Origin of the sequence: Saccharopolyspora antiqui (genome assembly GCF_052246905.1) — a bacterium.
In the GTDB taxonomy this organism is placed as follows: domain Bacteria; phylum Actinomycetota; class Actinomycetes; order Mycobacteriales; family Pseudonocardiaceae; genus Saccharopolyspora.
In genome coordinates, this window is record NZ_JBQQBO010000017.1 from 57,714 (window position 1) to 78,509 (window position 20,796).

Annotated in this window: 18 protein-coding genes and 2 pseudogenes; 13 read left to right on the forward strand and 7 right to left on the reverse strand. The window is 66.4% G+C overall.

Translation table 11 applies throughout. From position 1 onward, the window contains the following. Positions 1 to 50: 50 nt before the first annotated feature. Positions 51 to 1,502: an NB-ARC domain-containing protein gene (locus ACTWQN_RS24900; RefSeq protein ID WP_443205980.1), complete on the reverse strand. Its 1,452-nt coding sequence runs from the start codon at positions 1,500 to 1,502 to the stop codon at positions 51 to 53. 361 nt (positions 1,503 to 1,863) lie between these two features. Here ACTWQN_RS24900 and ACTWQN_RS24905 point away from each other — a divergent pair, with 361 nt between their 5' ends. The 3 genes from ACTWQN_RS24905 to ACTWQN_RS24915 all read left to right on the forward strand — a co-directional run bounded on the left by ACTWQN_RS24905 (position 1,864) and on the right by ACTWQN_RS24915 (position 4,913). Next, positions 1,864 to 2,760: a LysR substrate-binding domain-containing protein gene (locus ACTWQN_RS24905; RefSeq protein ID WP_443205981.1), complete on the forward strand. Its 897-nt coding sequence runs from the start codon at positions 1,864 to 1,866 to the stop codon at positions 2,758 to 2,760. A gap of 125 nt (positions 2,761 to 2,885) precedes the next feature. After that, entirely contained in the window at positions 2,886 to 4,106 is a 1,221-nt protein-coding gene (locus ACTWQN_RS24910) for an MFS transporter (RefSeq protein WP_443205982.1), read from the forward strand. 111 nt (positions 4,107 to 4,217) lie between these two features. Next, on the forward strand, positions 4,218 to 4,913 hold the full coding sequence (locus ACTWQN_RS24915) for a hypothetical protein (RefSeq protein ID WP_443205983.1): 696 nt from the start codon (positions 4,218 to 4,220) through the stop codon (positions 4,911 to 4,913). 57 nt (positions 4,914 to 4,970) lie between these two features. Here ACTWQN_RS24915 and ACTWQN_RS24920 read toward each other — a convergent pair whose 3' ends face one another. Continuing rightward, positions 4,971 to 6,302, reverse strand: coding sequence for an MFS transporter (locus ACTWQN_RS24920; RefSeq protein ID WP_443205984.1), 1,332 nt, complete (start codon positions 6,300 to 6,302; stop codon positions 4,971 to 4,973). Positions 6,303 to 6,635: 333 nt separating this feature from the next. Between ACTWQN_RS24920 and ACTWQN_RS24925 the strand changes: the two genes are divergently transcribed. Then, a complete protein-coding gene (locus ACTWQN_RS24925; protein ID WP_443205985.1) occupies positions 6,636 to 7,889 on the forward strand; it encodes a cyclase family protein in 1,254 nt (417 codons plus the stop codon). Between the two features lie 7 nt (positions 7,890 to 7,896). Here ACTWQN_RS24925 and ACTWQN_RS24930 read toward each other — a convergent pair whose 3' ends face one another. The 4 genes from ACTWQN_RS24930 to ACTWQN_RS24945 all read right to left on the reverse strand — a co-directional run bounded on the left by ACTWQN_RS24930 (position 7,897) and on the right by ACTWQN_RS24945 (position 11,706). Beyond that, positions 7,897 to 8,559, reverse strand: coding sequence for a response regulator (locus ACTWQN_RS24930; protein WP_443205986.1), 663 nt, complete (start codon positions 8,557 to 8,559; stop codon positions 7,897 to 7,899). Next, positions 8,556 to 9,692: a sensor histidine kinase gene (locus ACTWQN_RS24935; protein WP_443205987.1), complete on the reverse strand. Its 1,137-nt coding sequence runs from the start codon at positions 9,690 to 9,692 to the stop codon at positions 8,556 to 8,558. The genes ACTWQN_RS24930 and ACTWQN_RS24935 overlap by 4 nt, the downstream gene beginning before the upstream one ends. A gap of 17 nt (positions 9,693 to 9,709) precedes the next feature. Continuing rightward, positions 9,710 to 11,149, reverse strand: coding sequence for an alpha/beta hydrolase (locus ACTWQN_RS24940; protein WP_443205988.1), 1,440 nt, complete (start codon positions 11,147 to 11,149; stop codon positions 9,710 to 9,712). Positions 11,150 to 11,241: 92 nt separating this feature from the next. Beyond that, the gene (locus ACTWQN_RS24945) at positions 11,242 to 11,706 is read right to left on the reverse strand and encodes a MarR family winged helix-turn-helix transcriptional regulator (RefSeq protein WP_443205989.1); all 465 of its coding nucleotides are present in this window, start codon (positions 11,704 to 11,706) and stop codon (positions 11,242 to 11,244) included. Here ACTWQN_RS24945 and ACTWQN_RS24950 point away from each other — a divergent pair. The 5 genes and pseudogenes from ACTWQN_RS24950 to ACTWQN_RS24970 all read left to right on the forward strand — a co-directional run bounded on the left by ACTWQN_RS24950 (position 11,700) and on the right by ACTWQN_RS24970 (position 13,952). After that, a complete protein-coding gene (locus ACTWQN_RS24950) occupies positions 11,700 to 12,176 on the forward strand; it encodes a tautomerase family protein (protein ID WP_443205990.1) in 477 nt (158 codons plus the stop codon). The two genes, ACTWQN_RS24945 and ACTWQN_RS24950, sit on opposite strands and share 7 nt — an antisense overlap. 80 nt (positions 12,177 to 12,256) lie before the next feature. After that, positions 12,257 to 12,490 carry a hypothetical protein gene (locus ACTWQN_RS24955; RefSeq protein ID WP_443205991.1) on the forward strand — a complete coding sequence of 78 codons (234 nt, stop codon included), beginning with the start codon at positions 12,257 to 12,259 and terminating at the stop codon, positions 12,488 to 12,490. Positions 12,491 to 12,789: 299 nt separating this feature from the next. After that, positions 12,790 to 13,188: pseudogene (locus ACTWQN_RS24960) on the forward strand (recombinase family protein); the annotation flags it as partial. A 292-nt stretch (positions 13,189 to 13,480) separates the two neighbouring features. After that, positions 13,481 to 13,543: pseudogene (locus ACTWQN_RS24965) on the forward strand (hypothetical protein); the annotation flags it as partial. Positions 13,544 to 13,706: 163 nt separating this feature from the next. After that, positions 13,707 to 13,952 carry a hypothetical protein gene (locus ACTWQN_RS24970; RefSeq protein ID WP_443206091.1) on the forward strand — a complete coding sequence of 82 codons (246 nt, stop codon included), beginning with the start codon at positions 13,707 to 13,709 and terminating at the stop codon, positions 13,950 to 13,952. A gap of 227 nt (positions 13,953 to 14,179) precedes the next feature. On the opposite strand, the gene ACTWQN_RS24975 is transcribed toward ACTWQN_RS24970, so the two are convergent. Continuing rightward, positions 14,180 to 15,883: a hypothetical protein gene (locus tag ACTWQN_RS24975; protein WP_443205992.1), complete on the reverse strand. Its 1,704-nt coding sequence runs from the start codon at positions 15,881 to 15,883 to the stop codon at positions 14,180 to 14,182. Between the two features lie 1,272 nt (positions 15,884 to 17,155). Here ACTWQN_RS24975 and ACTWQN_RS24980 point away from each other — a divergent pair. From ACTWQN_RS24980 to ACTWQN_RS24995, 4 genes are all read left to right on the forward strand, one after another. Beyond that, the gene (locus ACTWQN_RS24980) at positions 17,156 to 17,776 is read left to right on the forward strand and encodes a putative endonuclease domain-containing protein (RefSeq protein ID WP_443205993.1); all 621 of its coding nucleotides are present in this window, start codon (positions 17,156 to 17,158) and stop codon (positions 17,774 to 17,776) included. 377 nt (positions 17,777 to 18,153) lie between these two features. Then, complete coding sequence (locus tag ACTWQN_RS24985; RefSeq protein ID WP_443205994.1) at positions 18,154 to 19,413, forward strand: hypothetical protein; 1,260 nt, start codon at positions 18,154 to 18,156, stop codon at positions 19,411 to 19,413. A 447-nt stretch (positions 19,414 to 19,860) separates the two neighbouring features. Further along, the gene (locus ACTWQN_RS24990; RefSeq protein ID WP_443205995.1) at positions 19,861 to 20,163 is read left to right on the forward strand and encodes a hypothetical protein; all 303 of its coding nucleotides are present in this window, start codon (positions 19,861 to 19,863) and stop codon (positions 20,161 to 20,163) included. A 102-nt stretch (positions 20,164 to 20,265) separates the two neighbouring features. Further along, positions 20,266 to 20,532, forward strand: a complete 267-nt coding sequence (locus ACTWQN_RS24995) for a hypothetical protein (protein ID WP_443205996.1) — start codon at positions 20,266 to 20,268, stop codon at positions 20,530 to 20,532. Positions 20,533 to 20,796: the final 264 nt, after the last annotated feature.

A 20,796-nucleotide genomic window follows, 5' to 3' on the forward strand; every position in this document is an offset into this window, starting at 1 on the left:
TTCCGCTGCACCTCAAGGCCGAAATGGCTCCGCCGGGCTCTGTCGCGTCGTCAACGTCCCCGCATGATTTCAAGGATTTGACGCTGGCGTTCGAGAATGGCGCGATACTGGGTCTCGACCTTGCCCAACCCACCACGATGTCGCAACGCCACCGCAGCAAAGCCACAATGAGGCAGCAGCGCCCGCCATCGGGGCCATGTCGTGGGATCACTGCAGCCAACGCAGGCGGTAGTCGCGTCAAGCAACGCTACCGCGAGGTCGAGATGGTCTTGGCTTTGCTCCCCAACAAGTAGCCCGTGGCGGTTCGTCTCGCGGACCACGGGGTGCAGCACGAGCACTGGAACCCCTTGGCTGTCGGAATCAGAAAGCGCAGTGAACTCCACGAGCCCTATCAATTCCAGGGCCTTGATCACCAATGCGAGCTTCTGCGCACTCAGGTCCGCAAAGAGCGCGTTCTGACTCAGGGTCTCGGCGCGGAGCAGTTCGAGCGGGATTGGCGCTGGTGCCAGACACGACAGCAGCCGCAGTAGCGGCCGTGCCACCGGTTGTCCACGTTCAGCCAAAAGGTCTAGCGACAACTCCCATGTCCGGCTCAGTATCTCTCGATCGCGCCGCTGGTCCACGGTTTCCGGCACGTCGGTCAGCTCTGCCCAGCGATGATCAAGCGCTCTCCGGTAGCCGTCGAACTCCGTTGGCGGCAGGTCCAGACCAGGAACCAGGGGAATCTCGGTCGCAGTCGCGAGATACCGCCCCGCCAGGTGCAAAGCTAGCGGCTGTCCGCCCAGCCGGTCGGCCAGTCCTTCGGCCTGCTCGACCGAGCCAGCCGTGGGCGCACGGTCCAACAGCATCCGCGCTCCGTCCTGTTTGGACAGCGATCGGACCGCGAAGGTACTCGCGGATTTTCCCCACATGCTGGGGTTTCCGTCACGGGTTGTGATCAGTACGCCGCCGTTGTCCGTCGGCGCACGCAGCCAGCCTGTCCCATCCGCAACTGACTGGCTTGCGGCCAGCAGATACGCGTCGTCGGCGTTGTCGAAGACCAACAACCACCGGTTGGAGAGCTGATTCACCTGTCGCCACAACAAATCCGGAGCTGAGGCGCGACCTTCCCACGCTTCCCGCACGTCCTGCGGGCTCGCTCCGGCTCGCAACGCGACTTCACGCAGACCATCGCCCAGGCTGGCCTCCGAGGACGCATCCACCCACCACGCCTCGGTGTCGTGGGCGACGTTCTCGACAACGCGCAGTGCGAGCGTGGTCTTGCCCAAACCTCCCGCGCCATGGACCACTGCGATCTTCCGGCCGGACCGCACCAAGTCCGTCACCGCAGCGACCAGCTCGTCGCGTCCATGCACGCTGTGCACCAAGCGCTGCGTGGGAGCAGCCACTGACCCCAATCCCGGCCCGGTGACGCGGTCGGCCGTTTGGAAAGTCACTGGACCATGGATCGAACCGGCCTGCACGAAATTTCCCCGAACGTCGCCGCTCATCTTGTTCAGCACGCCGTCCGGTTCCGAGTCGCGATCCCGAGCCAATGCACCCCCACAAGATCGGAACTCCACGGTAGCGAACTCCGCGGGTCCTTTGAGCCGCTACGACAGCGCGACACGGCCTTACGGCTCGTAACAGAATGATCTCGGCTTGGCTTGATCGCGGGATCGTCGTCATCCACCACGGGGCTTGGCAGGGCATCCAGGTCGAGGTCGTCAAACGCCCTGCCACCCACTTCGTTCCGACGTCCGGCAGCTGCCAGGACGTCGGCGGCGGGCGCTGGCTTCCCAGGAGTCCCACGGGCGCGGTCCGATGCGCCGGATACCTGGCCCGAAGGCATCGCAGCGTGCTTCGGCGTGATAACCATCGGTCATGGACATCCATCTGAGGCATCTGCGCTATTTCGTCGCGGTGGCCGAGGAACTGCACTTCACCCGCGCCGCGCAGCGGTTGTTCGTCTCCCAGCCCGCGCTGTCGAAGCAGATCCGGGTGCTCGAACGCGAACTGGGTTTCGCCCTGTTCGAGCGCCGGTCCCGCGACGTGGTGCTCACCGCGCAGGGTGCCGCGCTGCTGCCCGAAGCCGCGGCCACGCTCGCCGCGTGGGAACGCGCCCAGCAGGCCGCGCGGGAAGCGGCGCAGCAGCGCGAACTCGTCGTCGGCATGCAGACCGCCGTCGGCCGCGGCCTGCAACGCCGGGCGATGCGCCGGTTCGGCGAGCAGCTGCCGCAGTGGCGGATGGTGCTTCGGCTGGTGGACTGGACGGATCCGACCGCCGGACTCGCCGACGGCAGCTCCGATGTCGCATTCGTCTGGCGACCGGTGCGACCGCGCGACATCAGCACCCGCACGTTGCGGCGCGAGCGGCGGGTGGTGGCCGTGCCGGCGGACCATCCGCTGGCCGACCGGGCGGAAATCCCCTTTCACGAGCTGCTCGACGAACCGTTCATCGCACTGCCCCCGGAGGCCGCCGAGCTGCGCGACTTCTGGTTGGCCAGCGATGCGCGAGCGGGCCGCGCCCCGGTGATCGGCGCGGTCGCCGGATCAGCCGACGAGGTCTTCGAGGCCATCGCGGCGGGGCTGGGCGTGGTGCTGCTCGCGGAGGGCAACGCGGCGCTCTACAGCCGCCCGGGCATCACCACCCGGCCGGTCACCGGACTGACCCCCGCGGAACTCGCGATCGCCTGGCGCACCAACGACACCCGCCCGGCGGTCCAGGCCTTCCTCGCCGCCTTCGACGAACCCCCGCCACGCGGCGTCTCCCCCAGCTGACGGCCCGTGACGGCAGACGGCACACCACCGCTTCGGCCGACCACGATGTGGGATCTTCCCCCGGCGCGGGAATTGTTCGTCGTCGAATGGCGTCCCCAAGGCATCATCATTGCTTAGGAGAACTAGTGACGTCTGCCCCGCCGACGCCTGCGGCCAATGCGAGCATCGAAGCCCCACCCCGGCGCTTGTCGCGCACCGCCGCGTTCTGGACGCTCACCGCCACGCTGCTCGCCTTCATGTGCGCTGCCGCGGCCCCCTCCCCGCTGTACTCCGTCTACCAGGACGAATGGCAGTTCTCCGCGATCACGCTGACGGTGGTTTTCGCGGTCTACGCGATCGCCCTGCTCGCCGCCCTGGTCACCGTCGGCGCCCTGTCCGACCACATCGGTCGCCGCCCGGCCCTGCTCGCCGCGCTCGCCGTCCAGGCCGTCGCGATGCTCGCGTTCATCGCCGCCGACGGCAGCGGCTGGTTGCTGGCCGCGCGCATCCTGCAAGGACTCGCAACGGGTCTGGCGACCGGGGCGACCAGCGCCTGCCTGGTGGACCTCCGCCCGAAACTGGCTCCGCTGATCAACACCGCTACCCCGGGCATCGGGCTCGGGGCGGGCGCGATCGGCTCGGGGCTGCTCGTCGAGTACGCCCCCGCCCCGACCACTCTGGTGTACGTGCTGCTCCTCGCGGCGTGCGCGGCAGCGGCCGTCGGTGTCGCGCTGATGCCCGAGACGTCTCCGCAACGCCCCGGCGCCCTGGCGTCGCTGCGGCCCGAGGTCCGCGTGCCGGGCAACGCGCGCGGCCGATTCCTGGCCGTCGTGCCGATCCTGATCACCACCTGGTCCATGACCGGCTTCTACATGTCGCTGGGCCCGTCGCTGGCCATCGAACTGCTGGGCATCAACAACCACCTGGTTGGCGGGCTCGTGGTCTGCTGCCTGATGGGCACGAGTGCGATCGGCTCGATCGTGTTCCGCCGCCTCCGCCCGCGCGCCGCGATCATCGCCGGCTCGCCGACGCTGCTGGTCGGACTGCTCGGCACGCTCGCCGCACTGGCCACGGCGTCCGCGCCGCTGTTCTTCGTCAGCACGGTGATCACCGGATTCGGTTTCGGCGGCGCGTTCCTGGGCGCGTTCGGCAGCGTCTCGCAGCTCGCCGAGCCGAACCGACGCGCGGCGCTGTTCGCGACGGTCTACACGGTCAACTACTCGGCCTTCAGCCTCCCCGCGGTGGCGGCCGGTGTGGCGGTCACCCAGGTCGGCCTGAGCTGGACGGCCAACGCCTACGCGATCACCGTGGCGGCGGTGGCGACCATCGGCCTGATCGCCGCGGTGCGCCTGCTGCCTCGGGAGTGAAAATCCCGGTCGGCGCGGCGTCCCGGACCCGGTCTCCGGGCCGCGGATCAGGGTTGCCTCCGGGAACTCACCGGATGCTGCGCCATCGGTGCGCCAAGCAGCCTGGCATCCATGGCGAAGGGAACCTCGCAGCGCTGGCGGCAGGCCGTGGTGTGGCTGCACGTGATCACCTCGGTGGGCTGGATGGCCCAGGCACTGGTGCTGTTCACCCTGCTGGCCGTGAGCGCCGCCAGCGACGACCCGGCGGTGCGGATCAGCGCGACGTCGATGGCGCACGTCGTCGACATGCGCCTGCTCGCCCCGTTCGCCAACGCCGCCGCGTTCACCGGTTTCATGCTCGCGGCATCCACGGCCTGGGGCTTCTTCCGGAACTGGTGGGTACTGGCGAAGTTCGCGATCACCATCGTCCAGCTCTACGCCGGGATCTTCATCCTGTCCGACGCGTTGCAGAGCTCGGTCGAGGCGGCTGAGGCGGGATTGCCGACTCCGCCGCTGTCGCAGCTGCTCGGCACCGCGTTGATGGCGTCCGCGATCGCCTTCCAGGCGTGGCTGTCGATCGCCAAGCCCTGGCGCCGAACTCCTTGGGCGGCAAAGCCGAAACTGCCGACCGCCCCGAACTGGGTCTTCGCCGCGGCGGTCGCCGCGCCGCTGATCGACATCGCAACCGGCATCGTCCTCGGCTTCCCGTCCCCGCTGTGCCAGCTGATCGTCCTGATCACCCGCCTGATCGGCCGCCGCCGCCAAATCCACCGGCAGCAGACGAAAACTCTGCCAGCACAACACCGAGCCGAGACCCGGTTGGCATAGCACAGGTCACGATCCGCGCGATGCTCCGAACCGCAACGCCCACGACTGCCGGAGCGGTCAGGGACCCGTCTGCTCCGAGATCCGGTCCAACCGCTGCCGGAGGTACGGGTCCGGGCTCAGCAACGCGGCGACCACGGTGATCAGCGCCATCGCGGTCATGTAGATCGCGATGGCGCCGTAGCCGCCGGTCGCCGCCAGCAGCGCGGTGGCGATCAGCGGCGACAGCCCGCCAGCGAACACCGCCGCCAGCTGCTGGCCGAGGGAAGCACCGCTGTATCGCACCTCGGGCTCGAACAGCTCGCAGTAGTAGGCGGGCTGCGGACCGTAGATCGCGCTGTTGGCGACGTTGATGCACACCACCAGGGTCAGGTAGATCAGCGGCAGGTAGCCGGAGTTCAGCGACCAGAAGAACGGCCAGCTCAACAACGCCATCAGCGACGAGCCGAACAGCACCACCCGTCGACGGCCGAACCGGTCGGACACCGCGCCCCAGGCGGGCAGGCTGAACAACCCCAGCACCGAGGTGATGATGACCCCGAGCAGCAGATCGTCGCGGCCGAGCCCGACCACCGTCGTGCCGTAGGTCAGGATGAAAGTCGTGTGGATGTAGAACGTGCTGTTCTCGGCGAACCGGATCCCGGCGGCGCGCAGCACGTTCTTGGGTTGTCTGCGCAGCACCGCGATGATCGGTTGCCGCTCGATCGTGCCGGTCCGCTGCAAATCCTGGAAGACCGGGGATTCGGTGACGCGCAACCGGATCACCAGGCCCACCACGATGAGCACGATCGAGGCCAGGAACGGCACCCGCCATCCCCACGAGACGAAAGCCGATTCGTCCATGTTGGACGACAGCACGATGAACGCCACGTTCGCGATCAACATCCCGGCTGGCACGCCCATCTGCGGCCAGCTGCCGTAGAAACCGCGCCGGTGCGGCGGTGCGTGTTCCACGGCCATCAGCGCGGCGGCACCCCATTCGCCACCGACGCCGATCCCCTGGATCATGCGCAGCAGCACCAGCAGGATCGGCGCGGCGATCCCGATGCTCTGGAAGGACGGCAGCAGACCGATCAGGAACGTCGCGGCGCCCATCAGCGAAAGCGACAGCACCAGCATCGACTTGCGACCGATCTTGTCGCCGTAGTGCGCGAAGACGATGCCGCCGATCGGCCGGAACGCGAAACCGACCGCATAGGTGCTGAACGCCAGCAGGGTGCCGATCAGCGGTGAGGCGCTGGTCGGGAAGAACAGCGTGTTGAACACCAGCGCGGCGGCGGTGCCGTAGATGAAGAAGTCGTACCACTCGATCGCGGTACCGACCATGGTCGCCCACGCGACCGTGCGGATGTTGGCGGGAGGGCTGGGTTGGGTGCCGGTTTCGGTCGTCACGGGCAGCTCCGTTGCTGCTTGGCGGAGCCCCGGAAGCGCTCGGCCCGGGCCTCCTGCTGGGTTTCGACGTCACGGTGCAAGAGAGGATCGGCCGAGGTGGCGCGGAAAGCAAGGGAACCGGGCGAAAGCTTGCGAGCAGATCGATAAAGTGCCGCCGCGGCTCGTTCGGCCCTCGCCGGGCGCTCGTTCGAGCCATTATGCTGCCGGATCCCCGTCCGATTCCGGTACACCGATACCAGGAAACAGTACTGTTCATCGAATTCCGGCCGCGCTCACCGGTGATGAGCGCTGCGATCGTCCACCGCTGCACGAATGCACCGAAGGGACCCCGCGATGAACCCGGACCTGCTGCGCAACTACCTCGCCAAACGACGCGTCGACCGGCGCGGCGCCATCCGCATCACCGGTGCAGCCAGCGCGATCGGGGCTGCCGCCTGGGCCGGTGTCGGCGGCGCGCACGCCGCAACACCCACCGGCCCTGCCGTTCCCGGTGATCGCTTCGACGACACGCCGTTCGACTACGCCGATCCCGCGAACCTGTCGGACTGGGCGCCCAGCCGCTACGGGGCCGATGACCAGCGGGGCGCGTTGAACGAGGTCACGCCCGAGAAGACCGCCGCCGCCCTGGCGCTGCTCGACGCCCGGCGCGGGGTGCACACCTACAACCTGGGCGAGCTGATGTGGAACGGCTTCCCAGCCTTCCAAGCCGATCCGCCGCGCACCTACGACCAGCGGCTCACCGTGTACGGCTATGTGCCGCCACCTGAGTTCCAGGCCGAAGGCGGCGTGGTGATGTCCACCGAGCCGTTGGGGCCGGGCAAGCTCAGCTGGCACGAGGAGCGGTTCGTCGGGCACCAGTACCCGAAGCACCCGGAGCCGCTGGCCACGACCTACCAGATCGGCACGCAAACCGACGGTCTCAACCACATCGGTGCCGCCGAGTACTTCTACAACGGCTTGCGCGGCCCCGACATCGCCCGCGGGCACGGAACCACCAGGCTGGGCAACGAGAACGTGGGCCCGGTGGTGACCAGGGGCGTGCTGCTGGACGTCCTGGGCGTGAAGCTGGCGGGTGGCGCGACCGACGACCTGGCCGAACCGGCGAGCAACGGCCGACCGCTGCTGCGGGAGGACTACCGGATCACCGTCGAAGACCTGCGGGAAGCGCTGGAGTTCGCCGACGTCGACGGCATCGAGCCCGGCGACGTGGTCCTGGTGCGCACCGGGTGGAACCAGTTGCTGGCCCGCCGGGATCCGGCCGACATCGAACGCTGGGAGGCCACCGCTGGCATGCCCGGCATCTACCTGCGGGAGGCCCGCTGGCTGGCGCAGTTCCGGCCCGCGCTCGTCGGCAGCGACACCTGGGCGCTGGAGGTGCTCGGCAACCCGGTCAACGAGGACGGCACGTCGTTCCCGGTGCACCAGGAACTGTTGATGCGCAACGGGATTCGGATCGGCGAGTCCTACGTCCTGGACGGCCTCGCCGCCGACGGTGCGTACGAGTTCGTCTTCACCGTGACCCCGCAGTTCGCCGAAGGCGCCACCGCCGGGAACACTCCTCCAGCAGCCCTGGCCCAACCCCGCTGAGCGCGGATCACCGGCCCGACGACAGCGTGAGCCCGTGTTCGTGGGCGTAGATGACCGCGTGCACGCGGGTGCGCAGGCGGAGCTTGGTGAGGATTCGCGCGACGTGCGTTTTGACGGTGCCTTCTTCGATCCAAAGCGCCCGGGCGATCTCGCCGTTGCTCAACCCCCGCGCTACCTGCAGCAGCACTTCCCGTTCGCGGGTGGTGAGCCGCGCGAGTTCCGGGCTGGCGGGCCGCGGGGACAGCGTCGCGAAGCGGCGGACCAACCGGCCGGTGACCTGCGGATCGATCAGCCCGTGACCGCGGGCGGCGGCGTGCACGGCATCGACGAGCAGTTGCGGTCTGTTGTCCTTGAGCAGGAATCCGGTGGCGCCGACCCGCAACGCCTCGAACAGGTACTCGTCCAGGTCGAAGGTGGTCAACGCAATGATCGCCGGGACGTGCGGGGCATCCGGACCGGTGAGCGTCCGGATGACGGCGATCCCGTCCAGCTTCGGCATCCGGATGTCGATCACCGCGACGTCCGGGCGCCGGGACCGAGCCTGCCGGATGGCGTCGGCGCCGTCGGCGGCCTCGCCAACCACCCGCATGCCCGGCGTGGTGTCGAGGACAAGTCGCAGCGCGGACCGCACCGCGGCCTGGTCATCGGCGATCAGCACGCGAATCGTCACCGCGTCGTCCTCTCGGTCGGGAGGGTGGCCCGCACCAGCCAGCCATGCGGCTGGCGAGGTGCGATCAGCAGGGTGCCGCCGAGCAGGTGGACGCGTTCTCGCATGCCCCGAATGCCGTGTCCCTCGGCGACTGGATCGCGCGACGGGCCGTCGTCGCAGACCGCGACGGTGACCGCACCGGGCTCGTACCGGATGGCCACCCTGATCTCGCCCGCGTCGGCGTGCCGAACGGCGTTGGTCAACGCTTCCTGGACCAACCGGTAGCCGCCGTGCTCGACCAGCGGCGGCAAGGCGATGATCGTCCCGTGCCGGGTCACGGTGATCGGACAGTCCGATGTGCTCAGTCGATCGGCCAGCGCGGCGACATCGGCCAGGGTGGAGCCGCTGGAGGTGTCCTCTTCGCGCAGCGCCTCAAGCAGCTCGCGGACCTCACCCAGCGCGGTCGCCGCCAGTTCGTCGATCGTGTCGAAAGCCGCACCAACGGCAGGCGGGATGTCGTTCAGCGCATATGTCGCGGCACCGACCTGCAGCCGGATCGCGGTCAGGTGGTGGCCTACCGCGTCGTGGACCTCGCGGGCGATCCGACTGCGCCCCTCGGCCACCACCCGGCTCGCCTGCGCCTGGTGCAGCCGGGCGGCCTGCTCGGCGCGATCTCGGTGCAACCGCATCGCGTAGCCGACCGCCCCGGGCGCGATCCCGGTGATGACCGCCTCACCGAACAACGCGGTGTCCAGCGGCCCGGCGGGCGACACCAGCGCGTACATCAGCAGCCAGCCCACGGATGCCGCGAACACCAGCGCGACGCGCTGCGAGCAGTAGTAGGCGGCCGAGCAGAAAGCCGCCATCGCCACCAGCTTCCCGGACCAACCCGATACGGAAGCTCCACACAGGACGACCGCGGCCGAGACGATCGCGGCGATCAGCGGCAGCCTGCGCCGCAACGCCAGCGGCGCGGCCACCCCGATGCTCAGCGCGGCGATCACGAGCGGCGATGCCGGTGCTCCCTGCCACACGGCGGCGCCGAACACCACCGCGGCAGCGAGCACCGCATCCCGAGCAGTACCAGCGCGGCGCCAGAGGTGAACGGGCAACGCGGTGGAGCCGCTTCCCGCTGCGGGCAATCGCAGGTGCATCCCACTGTTGTAGCTGATCACGCGGCCGGACAGCTGGCGTTTGACGGTGGCAGCTCGCCAGTGGTCAGGTAGCGGTGCACGTGCTCGTGGAGGCACCGGTTCCCGCTCAGGTACAACGCGTGGTTGCCCTCGGTGGGCAGGTACCGAGCGCCGGGCAACTGCCTGGCCACCAATCGACCGTGCTCCGGCGGCGCACCGCCGTCGTAGCTGCCGTTGGCGATCAGGACCGGCGGCAAGCCCGGCGCCTCGATCGGATGCGGTTGGAACGTCCCCACCCTCGGCAGTCCCGCGCACCGGCCCATGGTCGTCCAGGCCAGTCCCCAGCCCAACCGCGGCGCCACCTCGGCGCGCAGCCGGGCCTCGACGCGCTTCATCTCGTCGTAGCCGGTGTCGTAGGGAAAGTCGGCGCAGGTCGCCAGCCCCATCAGCGCAGCACCGGGCACATCTGGCAGCGGAGGCAGCGCCGATGGCGGCGCGAACGCGGAGGCGTCGCCCGCGTCGGCATCGGCCAGCGCGGTGGCCAGGGCGGGCCAGCGGGTTTCCTGGCGCACATCCGCCGAACCTACGATCTGCTCAGCGCTGACGGTGACACCGGGGCCAGCGCCGGGAGCCGGAATAGGGTCCCGTTCGGCCTTGGCGATCACCCGGTCCCAGGTCCCCAGCACGTCCTGACCGGTCAACGCGCAACTGGGCTCTCGCGCGCACCAGTCGGCGAACCGGTGCAGGTTGTGCTCCAGCGTCGCCGCTTTGGGGGCGACCCAGTCGTAGAACTCGCGACTGACGTGCTCGCCGACGCTGTCCAGGTACATCCGCCCGACGTTCCGGCTGAACAACTCGGCGTAGGCCTGGCCGTAGGTGCCCCCGTAGGAATTGCCGAAGTAGTTGAGCTTTCGCTCGCCCAACGCCGCCCGGATCGCGTCCATGTCGTGGGCCACCTGCCAGGAGTTGAGGGTGCCCCGCAGCGGACCCAGCGCCGGTGCGCACGCCTCGGCGAAGCCGCGGTTCGCCATCGCGTACTCGGCGAACGCGGCGCGATCCGGCGGCGGCAGTTCGGTTCCGGCCGGTGGCGGTTGCGGGCACGTGACGCCGCTGCTGTTGCCCATCCCGCGCGGGTCGAAGACCACCACGTCGAACCACTGGGTCAGCTCGGCCAGCCGAGGTTGCAAGGTCGGCAGGGCGAAGAGCACCGGGTTCGGCCCACCGGGATTGACCACTAGGGTGCCGACCTTGCTCGCCTGATCACGGGCGGGCAATTTCCCTAAACCGACCTTGATCTGGTCCCCTCGGGGATGCGTCCAATCCGCGGGCACGGTGATCTCACCGCACTTCAGGCCCTCGAAGCAGTCCTGCCAGGCAACGGAATCGACGACCTCCAGCGGCTGCGCCGAAGCCGACCCTGCCACCACCGCACCGAGCACGCCGATGGCGCCGAGCAAACTCGCGATCTTCGTTCTCATGCGCCAAGCCTGGCTGCCCAGCTGGGGTGAAGTCGTCTACCTTCGGACAGATCTTCTTCTCACGGGTTCCGCGCCACCGCGCGACGCCCTCATTACGGCTGGTCGTCGGCGACCCCGAGTTCGTAGGCGTGCAGGGTGTCGATGAACATGCGCCGCTGGTCTGGTGTCAGCGGTTCGAGGGCCGTGCGCCAGGCCGTGGCGCCGCGGGCCAGCCAGCTGTCGATCGCGGGCAGCTTCTCCTCGGTGATGCTGACGATCCGGCGGCGCCGGTCGGCGTCGTCCTCCCGCCGCTCCAGGACGCCTTTGCGGCTGAGCTCGCTGACCATCAGGCTCACGGTCGTCGGCGCGACTTCCAGCCGGGTGGCGAGTTCGTTCACCGTCATCGGCCCGTCGAAGAGCAGGTAGGACAGCAGCGAGAGGTGCCGGGGCGCCAGCGCCAGTGACTGGAGTTCGTCGGGGATCCGCAGCCGTTTCGCGCGTCCGACCAGCCGAGGCATCAGCAGCAGCAGTGCTCGGATCGCGTCGTCGACACCTGGATCGGGGTGCTTCGTTGACATCCACCACATCCACATATAGCTTTGCAGTCAAAGAGACTTTGCTTGCAAAGCAAAGCATCTTTACCGTTGATGCTACCGACCGATCGAAGGGCCGAACGATGCCGCACTTCACCGTGAAACTGTTCGAAGAGGCGCTCGACGGAACCACTGAGCCGAAGATCATCCAGGCGCTGACCGACGCCGCGACCAAGGTCTACGGGGAAGACTTCCGCCCGCTCGTGGTCGTGGAACTGTTCGGCATCCCCCGCCACCGTTGGGGTTCCGGTGGCGCCCCGGCCGAAGCGGAAGCCGCCGCCGTCACCCTGAACATGCGCGAAGCGGGGCTGACCCGGTTCGACCCGGCGGTGCTGATCAGCAACATCACCGATGCGGTGGTCGAGGTCTTCGGCGAACAGCTGCGAAAAAACGTTGCGGTACACCTCGTCGGAGTCCTACCAGGCCGCTCCGGGGTCGGCGGCGAAGTCGTCTGACCCGCCCTGGCGAGCGGTTGTCCCGGTAAGAACGAGGAAGTTCACCCACGGGGTTCTGGATGATCGATGCGGGAGGACGGGTGGGCGACAGCGATCCGCACATCCACGTCGAGTCGAACCTGAACGCCGACGCCACGGTCCGCAACGTGATCGCGTCGACGTTCGGCATCGCGGGCAGTCTCCCGAGCGTCGTCACCAGCCAACGACCCCAACGGCGGAAGTCGAATCGCTGGTCGGTGAGCAGGCCCGGATCACCGCTGCTGGAGCGTCTGGCACAGCGCTGGCGACGTCCCTCGCTGGTCGCGGCGTGTTGATTTTTCTGTGCGCCTCCGGCCACCAATGGCGGCCAGAGGCGAGCACAGACGCGCAAAACAAACACCAACTGAATCGGTGTAAGACCCCAGGCACATCACGGATCTCTGGCTAGGACGTCCCGGCAGTAGACCTACGCTCGCCAACGGCTCCAGACACGGCAGCCGCACCAGGCGTGAAACACGTGAGGAGGGCGTCCTTGACCAACGTGCATCCCGATCCGCATGACCAACGAAACGCCGGACTCACTTTTCCTGCTGCGCATGGGCATCCGATCCCGGCCTTACTCGGTTCCAGGGAGGTGATCTACCTGCGGGTCTCCTCGACGACCCGGGTCAAGCGGGACTACGAGCCGGAAGGCATCTCGATTCCGGCCCAGCGCAACGCGTGCCGCAGCAAAGCCGAACAACTCGGATTGACCATTGTGGACGAATACATCGAACCGGGGCGCTCCGCAAAGGAGATGTCCAAGTGTTTCGCCTTCCAGCACATGCTCGCCCGTATCCGCCGCGCACGCGACATCGACTACGTGATCGTCTACAAACTCTCACGCATGGCACGCAACCGGCTCGACGACGCCCTCGTCATGGCCGACCTCCGCCAGCACGGCGTCACCCTCGTCTCCGCCACCGAATCAATCGACGACTCCCTCGTCGGGCAACTCGTCCACGGCATCCTGGCGACCGTCAACGAGTACCAATCCCGCGAGTCCGGCGCCGACATCGCCTACAAGGTGGGCCAGAAAGCCCGCAACGGCGGCACCATCGGACGCGCCAAACTCGGCTACCTCAATCACACTGACCGCAGCAACGGCCGCGACATCCGCACCATCGTCGTCGACCCCGACCGCGCACCCTTCGTCCGGCTCGGCTTCGAACTGTTCGCCACCGGCGGCTACACCCTCGCCGACGAGCTCCACGACCGCGGCCTACACACCCGCCCCACCGCACGGCACCCCCGCCACAAAGATCTCAATCAACAAGCTCTCGCAGATGCTCCGCGACCGCTACTACATCGGCTACGTCACCTACAAGGGAGAAGAACTCGCCGGCCGCCACCCGCCACTAATTACCGACACCGAGTTGTTCGCCGAAGTCCAGCACATCCTGCGCGCTCGCACCGCCACCAACACACGCCACCGGCCCTACCACCACTACCTCAAAAGGAACCCTCTACTGTGGACACTGTCATCGCGTCAGCCGTACCAGCCACCTAATCCTGCAACACACCACCGACTGGCGCGGTGTGACCTACACGTACTTCTTCTGTCTCAACCGGCACTCCGGTACCTGCCCCTCCCGCTACATCCCTACCCACACCGCCGAACACGCCGTCGAACACCACTACCAAACCCTGCGACTCGGCAACGCCTCCCTGACCGGCCTACGAGACCGCCTCACCGCGCCGCGCCGCCGCGATGACTCAACAGACGTCGGCCTCACCAGTTTCAAAACCCTCGGCTAGCTCTACCGGCACAGCAGCGAGCATCAACGGCGCCTGCTCAACCACACCCTCTTCCACAAGCTCTGCCTCATGGACGGCCGTATCGCCTATCACCAATGGCACGACGCTCGCCCATAGCCCACGGGGAGGGAGCCCCAACAGGGGCACGCAGAGCCGGAAACCAGCAGAAAATCCGCGACCGACGCCGATACTGGGGTCGGCAACCCTGGCCCCCGGACGGCACCGGGTTACGTGTCGGCTGCTTTCAGTCGCTTAAACAGGGTGGTAGCGAGAAGCTGAGTCGGCCGGGCCCAGGAATCGGCGAAGACCTGCCAGCGGCTGGGTGAATTACCGCAGATTTCGGTGATCTCGGCCGCCAGCCGGGGCCCGTACACCGGATGCCGTTCGAGTTCCTGAACCGGCAGCCGCCAGGCGAGTTCGTCGGTCATGTAGATCGAGTTCAGCGCATGATCCACGATGGCGCGCCGGTGCTGCCCGCGGTCACGCAGCAGGTTGCGGAGCACCGCGGTGGGATCGGGCGCACCAGACAGTTCCTCGTCGGTGGGCAACGGTGCCGGGGATAGTGCCGATGCAGCGTAGGCGGAAGCCTCGGTCTCGGGGTGTCGAGCGCGCAAGACCTCGGAGCACAGTCGGCTTATCCGGCTGCGCTTGCGCGCCGTGTACTGGATCTCCTCGACGTGCTGGCTGGACAGCCGCTCAAGGAGATAACGGATCTGCTCCTCGGATATCGCGGGGTTATTCAGCAGCAGGTCGACGAGTTCGTAGCGACGCGGCTCGCGCCATCGCGGCGTCGGGGAGGTGTGAGCTGGGCGATCACGATCGAAGACAGCAGCTCGCACCAGCGCGTCGATCGGCTCCGGGGCATCGGCGATGCGTGCCAGCGTGACCAGCGCGTCCCATTGGTCATCTCGTGCGGCGGCCTGTATAGGGGACCAGCCATCGGCAACCAGCCACGCCGCAGCAGCGCGCACCTGATCGCCGGCCGTCCCGATTAGTTGAGGAAACCGTTGCACGTACTGGACAAGCGCCGGTACCGAGTCCGGCGAAGTGGCGCTGTGCGGTTTCGTGATCTCGGGCAGGCATTCGATCAGTTCGTCGTCCGGGAGTTCGTCTCCCGCGAGAAATGCCTGTTGCACCAGGGCGCCGTACTGCGGGTTCCGCAACAATTCCAGGCGCTGCTCGGCGGACAGATCGTCAGCCAACGATCGTACCAATGCAGACCGCTCATACCGGTCCGATCCATAGCCGACGTGAGCCAGAGGCTTCACTGGTTCGGAATCCAGCACGACGGCGAGTATCGCGGACGCCAGCTCCGGCCGTTTGGGAGTCGACCAGGCGCGACTGTCCAGCCACAGCCGCGCAGCATCGACGTACGGCAACGTCATCAATTTCTGCTGGGCTGCCGGCTTGGTATCCGCGCGGCACAACGCGGCCTGAAGCACCTCGGCGGAGTCGGAGAACCGGTCATGGAGTTCCAGCACCTCCGACGCGGAGCAAGACTCGTCTGAAATCAAGACGGGGGCAACCCACCGCGATGCATCCGCGATCAGCCGCTGCCGTGCCCGCGAGTCCAGATCCGGCCTGCGAAGCAACGCACTGGCAACCTCGGGCGTCCAGTGTCCCGCGAACTTCCCGGCGATCTGAAATTGGCCCTCCACCGGCAACTCCGGCAAGCCAGCCAAGCAACTCCACAAATCAGCCGGTCGCACCGACATCTCGTGACCGGCTGGCACGGGACGTGGCTGGCCGGCTTGTGGCTCGGGCACCACCCGATGGCGCGGGAGTCCCAGAGCGACACGGGCAGCGCTTACGTCATCGACAACGAATACGTCCTGGCTCCACTCACCAGGCCACGCAACCAGCAGCAGATCCCCGTCGTCCGCCCCACCGAGCATCGCGCGCTTCTCGGCATCAGTCTTGGCCTGCGCCACTACCCCATCCGCACTCACGCGCAGCAACGTGACCAGCCTCGCCAACCAGGGCAACGAGGAAGCAGAGCTAGTGGACCGCAACGATTGCGTCTGGAATGCGAACCGTGTTCGTCTCACCCTGCCATCGTATAAACACAGTCCGTGCTACCGCGCGGCAAACACCGGAAATAAGGGAATGATCGTGTCTTGAGGCGTTGCGGCCATAACTGATCTTGTTGCGCCCCATGCTGCGCGCCCCTACGACCTCGTCTACATCACCTACCGAGGCGAGAAAATCCTCGGCCGACACCCACCACCCATCGACAACGCCCTCTTCAGCCGCGTCCAGAACACCCTCACCTCACGCACCACTGCCGGCGACGCCGGGTCCACAACCACTACCTCACAGAACCCCCTACTGTGGACACTGCGAGCCTGCCGAAATCTGGTCTCCTCGCTACGCTCACCAACATTAGGCATCCGAGCCGCTTGACCGGTACGGGAAGTACTTCGGCTCCACCCCAGGGTCTGGGTCGTGCGAGCCGAGATTTCCGCAGACCAGGTCGGCGAGCGCCTCGGAGTTCCTCCGCCTGAACTTCATACCTGCCGACCTCTCCCTCCAGGGCAGGACGCCCGTTCTCACAGGTGTGTCGTCTGAATTCTCTACCTTGACGGTCGATCCCAATGCCGTCTGGCCGGTTGACGAGCTACGGCCGACATGTCTGCCGCGCGGCCCTGGCCCTGTCGGTTCCTTGACCTGGTCCAGGTTCTATCGGGTTGCACCGACGTCCAGCGCAGGCCGCTCAACCAAGCACTCTTCCGCCAGCTCTACCTCACCGAAAGCCGCATCACCGATCACGAACTGAGGCCAGACACACCCCTGACCTGAACAGCAAAACCTCTCGCTCGCAGAGACAGGCGCAACAGACGAAACTGAAACCGCCCGTGACCGACAGCACCTGAGGCTACCGTCGATGCGCCATCGCCACGCACGATTGCGAACAACACACCTGGTCACAGCGCCAGCTGTACGGACGCAGTCCCACCGAGGCCGCACCACCGAGAAGACGAAGATCCGCCACGCAAGGAGACGTACCGGCTCGACGCCGACCACTGGAACCTCTACCAGCGTCCGACCTCCTCCGAGAACTCCGCATCGGCACACGGCGAGCCCGCGCCCCCACGTGGAACACCTCGCAAAGACCCAAGAAAATCCCACAGGACCGCCTGGATTGGGGGTCGCAGGTTCGTCGGCCGACAGAGGCTGTCGGTCCCCACCGATAGTGTTGGATCATGGGGCGCTTCAACGGGCGGTCAATCGGTCGGTATCAGGCACACTGCTCACCAACCTTCTGCATCGCAGAAAGCGGGGGCGGAACATCAGCGGTTGAACGCGACCTCTTCACTCTGCTGCGGCAAGTGTTCAGTAGAGGCGAGCAACCTTACAAAGTCTGCGGACAAAGTGCAGACATGGGGTTTCATCTGGAATCCGGCCTGACCATCGTGATCGAGTACGACGGCGCCTACTGGCACGCCGACCGCGAAGACAGGGACTGGCGAAAATCCCAGATGATCATGGCCGCGGGACATCAAGTCGTCCGACTCAGAGAAGAACCCCTGGAGCTACCGCACGACCTTGACCTACTTGTACCGAAGCGCGCCGACGGTCCACGCTGCGCCGCCCTTGCGCTTCCACATCTGGCGCATACGTTCTACGGTGAGCTCGCGGACGTCGGCCTTGAACAGAAATTCGGCCATCTGACCCTGGTCAACAAACCACGACCGGACGACATCACCTGCTGCGACTGTCGAGACTATGTGGAATACGTCGAACACTGTTTTCCGCACAGCCCTTCTCCCAGATACTGGCCGCTTCCGCGGGATCTCACTCGTCGTGCGAGACGGCGCAGATAACCGGTCACGAGCCGTGGCCAGCGACGCCCGAACCTAAACAACACCAGCCCCAACACGCACGACGCCTTAGGGGAATAGAACCCGAAAGCATCCCCTGACCAGCAGTAACCCTCTCGCTCATGTTGTGAGCGAGAGGGTTACTCCGCGTACAAAACCGCAGGTCAGAACGTAAAATCGAATTCTCAGTGAGCCTAATGGGTTTGTACCGGTCGGCCGATGCGGCAGGGTGGTGCACCTCAGCCGCCGGTGATCGAGCACTCCGTGGACCTGGGCCGAACCACGAGCCCCAGCGTTAGACCGTGCCGACGCCGGTTGACGAGGAGAACTGATCGTCATTAGCCCACGAAGTGTCACCGGTTCATGGCACGCTAGCCATTGTGAAGCAGGCTGATCTCCGTGTAGGGAACGAGTACGCATTTCCGACGTACAAGCCGTACGATGCCGCTCCCCTGGCGGCACGCGTCCGCATCGTCTCCATCGACGGCGGCGGCAAGGTGACCGTTCGGGTCGTGGCCCCGGGCACGAAGCCCCCGCAGCATGCGTGGGACGCTCAGCAGGTTAAGCGCGGCGAACAGCGGCAAGTCGCCACCCGCGACATTGTCTGTCCGTGGGAGGAGTGGGCGGATCGGGCTGCGGCGATCGGTGCCGAACGGGAGGCGGAAGTCGCGGAGCGGCGAGCTTGGCACGACGATTTTGAGCGACGCCGCGCCGATCGCGTAGTCGTTGACGCCGAGCGTGCATTGCCGGAGGAGTACGACGAGAAGTTCTTCGACACCGAGACGGACGCCGAGGAGCGCGTCGCGCTCAGCAGGGAGTACATCAAGGCACGTCGGCTTGGGCCGTACGCAACTCTCGAACAGATACAACCACTTCTGGTGGATCTGCCTGTCCCGGTTCTGCGGGACATCCTCGCCGCCAATGCGCACCGGGAGACTGGGTTGCCCGGCACTGTGGCATCCACCTTCGTGCGCGCAGCAGAACTCCTCGAAACCGCTCGTCGCGCAGCAAAAGATCGGGCGAGGGGCTCAGGTGGTGAGACCCCACAGCCCGGCAGCCTACTCGGTGAGGCTGACATCGCGTTTGTCAACGCAGCCCGCGACGGCATTGCGGCCTCGGGTGGTGAGCTTCTGCTGCCCCCGGTGCCGACCCTGCCGGACTGGGTTGACGAGGAGGAACGAGTCGTGGCTCCTCTGTTCGGCTGGCTCCGCTTGGCTGTGGGCGATACTAGTGGCCGACTGTTGCATTCACCTGGGTGCTCGTCGGTGCGATCCCGACCAATACTGCTGACAGATCACGTGCCCTGGTGGCTGGTGATGCTTGAAAACCCGCAGCGGCTGTGCAGCCGATGCGATGGACCGGGAGTGCGTGACCTCGTTTCCTTGGCGGGGTTTGTCGCCGCGGTCGACGTGTGGCACGCGGAGGTGGTCGGATCGAACGATGGCAGCAGGCAGCGTTCCAGCGTCTACTTTCGGCGACCGCTGCTGCCCGAGCCCAGACACTGGAACCAGACGTCACTCTCGCATGGCGGATCGTCGCGGCCCTCAGCGAGAACCCGCCAGACGACAAAGGCTGGTTGGCGTACGCGGTGGTGGCCGCGACGGCCTGGAACCGCTTGGACGAAGGTCTTGGGAAGCTGACACCCCCACAGCTGGAGGCAGCACGTGCTCTCGCACGTTATCGGCTGACCGCGCTGGAGGAAACACTGCCGTCGTCGCAGCGTCCGCTGCCGTTGCCGCAGGCTGCCGATGTCAATGTGCTGCGCGAGCGGTATAGACACCTCAGCAGCCTTCTCCAAGACACCGTGCCTCAACTGGATCGGCTCTTGTTCACGTTGCCCGCCGCGTATTAAGCGTCTCAGCAGCCTCTCGGCGACTCCACTGCGATTCAGTAAGTGCCGTAGGATCCGAGTCAATCCATCCGCCACATTCGGGAAGCCACGCTATGCAGCGATCTCTTCCAGCTAGCCATAAATGAGTTACTTCCTCGGGCAGACCCGGCCGTTGGGTGGGCAGCAATCCCCGGGCGTCGATAGACAGGACACGCTGGACTGCCCACTCGCTACTCATTGTGATAACAACAAAGGCATGTCGTTGTTCCGCGCCGGTGAGCATCAACTTGTTGCGGACGTCCTTGCGACGAGAATGGCGCAGAAACTCTCCGCACCACTCGGCTGCTCGGTCAAAGTCAAAATGTGCGGGACCGCCTGCTCCCGGCAGGCAAATACGAGCCTCAGCAACGGTATGCGCCTCTTCACCGGCGACAATCTCGTCTATTCCCAGCTTGACAATTTCATCCCCGAACCGGCTCCTACGGACCCGTGCACGCAGGATCCAAGGAGATTCGCGCCGGTGCTCGAATGTTTCTCCTGCCTCTTCCAATCGGCATAGTAGGCCCGGAAGGGCCGGTAGTAGTTTTTTCATTCGAGCATTCACGCTAGGCCATATCCACCAATTGAACTTCAAGCCTTCCATTGGAAAATGTTTGACTCCGTGATCAACGAAGGCAGCCAGTGCTCGCCACTGCGGCGATTCGTCGGCGACGACCTCCATAAACCCAGCTGGTTGACCCGAAAAGTCTATGCGCAGATCGGGAACACTTTGCCCGATGTTGTGGTCGAACAGCTGAACTGGTACGCCCAGGACCTTCTCGGCGATACGACGTGCTCGATCTTCGTGATCGTCTATCACGGGTTCCCTTTCCAAGTTGTATTAGGTGGCCGATTATGTGCAGCACTAGAAGGAAATGACGTGCAGTGACACATGAACATCATCTTTCCACCGTCGCCGCCCGGATGCTGTCTCAGAACCACCGCACGGCGAGGACGATGATCATCTGCACGAGGAGGCATACCGGCTCGACGCCGAGCACTGGAACCTGTACCGACGTCTGATCTCCGCCGACACGCTCCGCCGGCGGCTCAGCATCGGTTCAGGTCGTGCTCGCGCCTTGACTCGCCACGTCCGGCAGCATCGCCAACCGGGAACGGCGAACACACACATGGCCGAGCGCCGTCAGCACCA

Coding starts and splice junctions, on each gene's coding strand:
- ACTWQN_RS24905 (WP_443205981.1), top strand. CDS start 1,864: ATGGACATCCATCTGAGGCATCTGCGCTATTTCGTCGCGGTGGCCGAG.
- ACTWQN_RS24990 (WP_443205995.1), top strand. CDS start 19,861: ATGTCGTTGTTCCGCGCCGGTGAGCATCAACTTGTTGCGGACGTCCTT.
- ACTWQN_RS24980 (WP_443205993.1), top strand. CDS start 17,156: ATGGGGCGCTTCAACGGGCGGTCAATCGGTCGGTATCAGGCACACTGC.
- ACTWQN_RS24915 (WP_443205983.1), top strand. CDS start 4,218: ATGGCGAAGGGAACCTCGCAGCGCTGGCGGCAGGCCGTGGTGTGGCTG.
- ACTWQN_RS24925 (WP_443205985.1), top strand. CDS start 6,636: ATGAACCCGGACCTGCTGCGCAACTACCTCGCCAAACGACGCGTCGAC.
- ACTWQN_RS24940 (WP_443205988.1), bottom strand. CDS start 11,149: ATGAGAACGAAGATCGCGAGTTTGCTCGGCGCCATCGGCGTGCTCGGT.
- ACTWQN_RS24935 (WP_443205987.1), bottom strand. CDS start 9,692: ATGCACCTGCGATTGCCCGCAGCGGGAAGCGGCTCCACCGCGTTGCCC.
- ACTWQN_RS24945 (WP_443205989.1), bottom strand. CDS start 11,706: ATGTCAACGAAGCACCCCGATCCAGGTGTCGACGACGCGATCCGAGCA.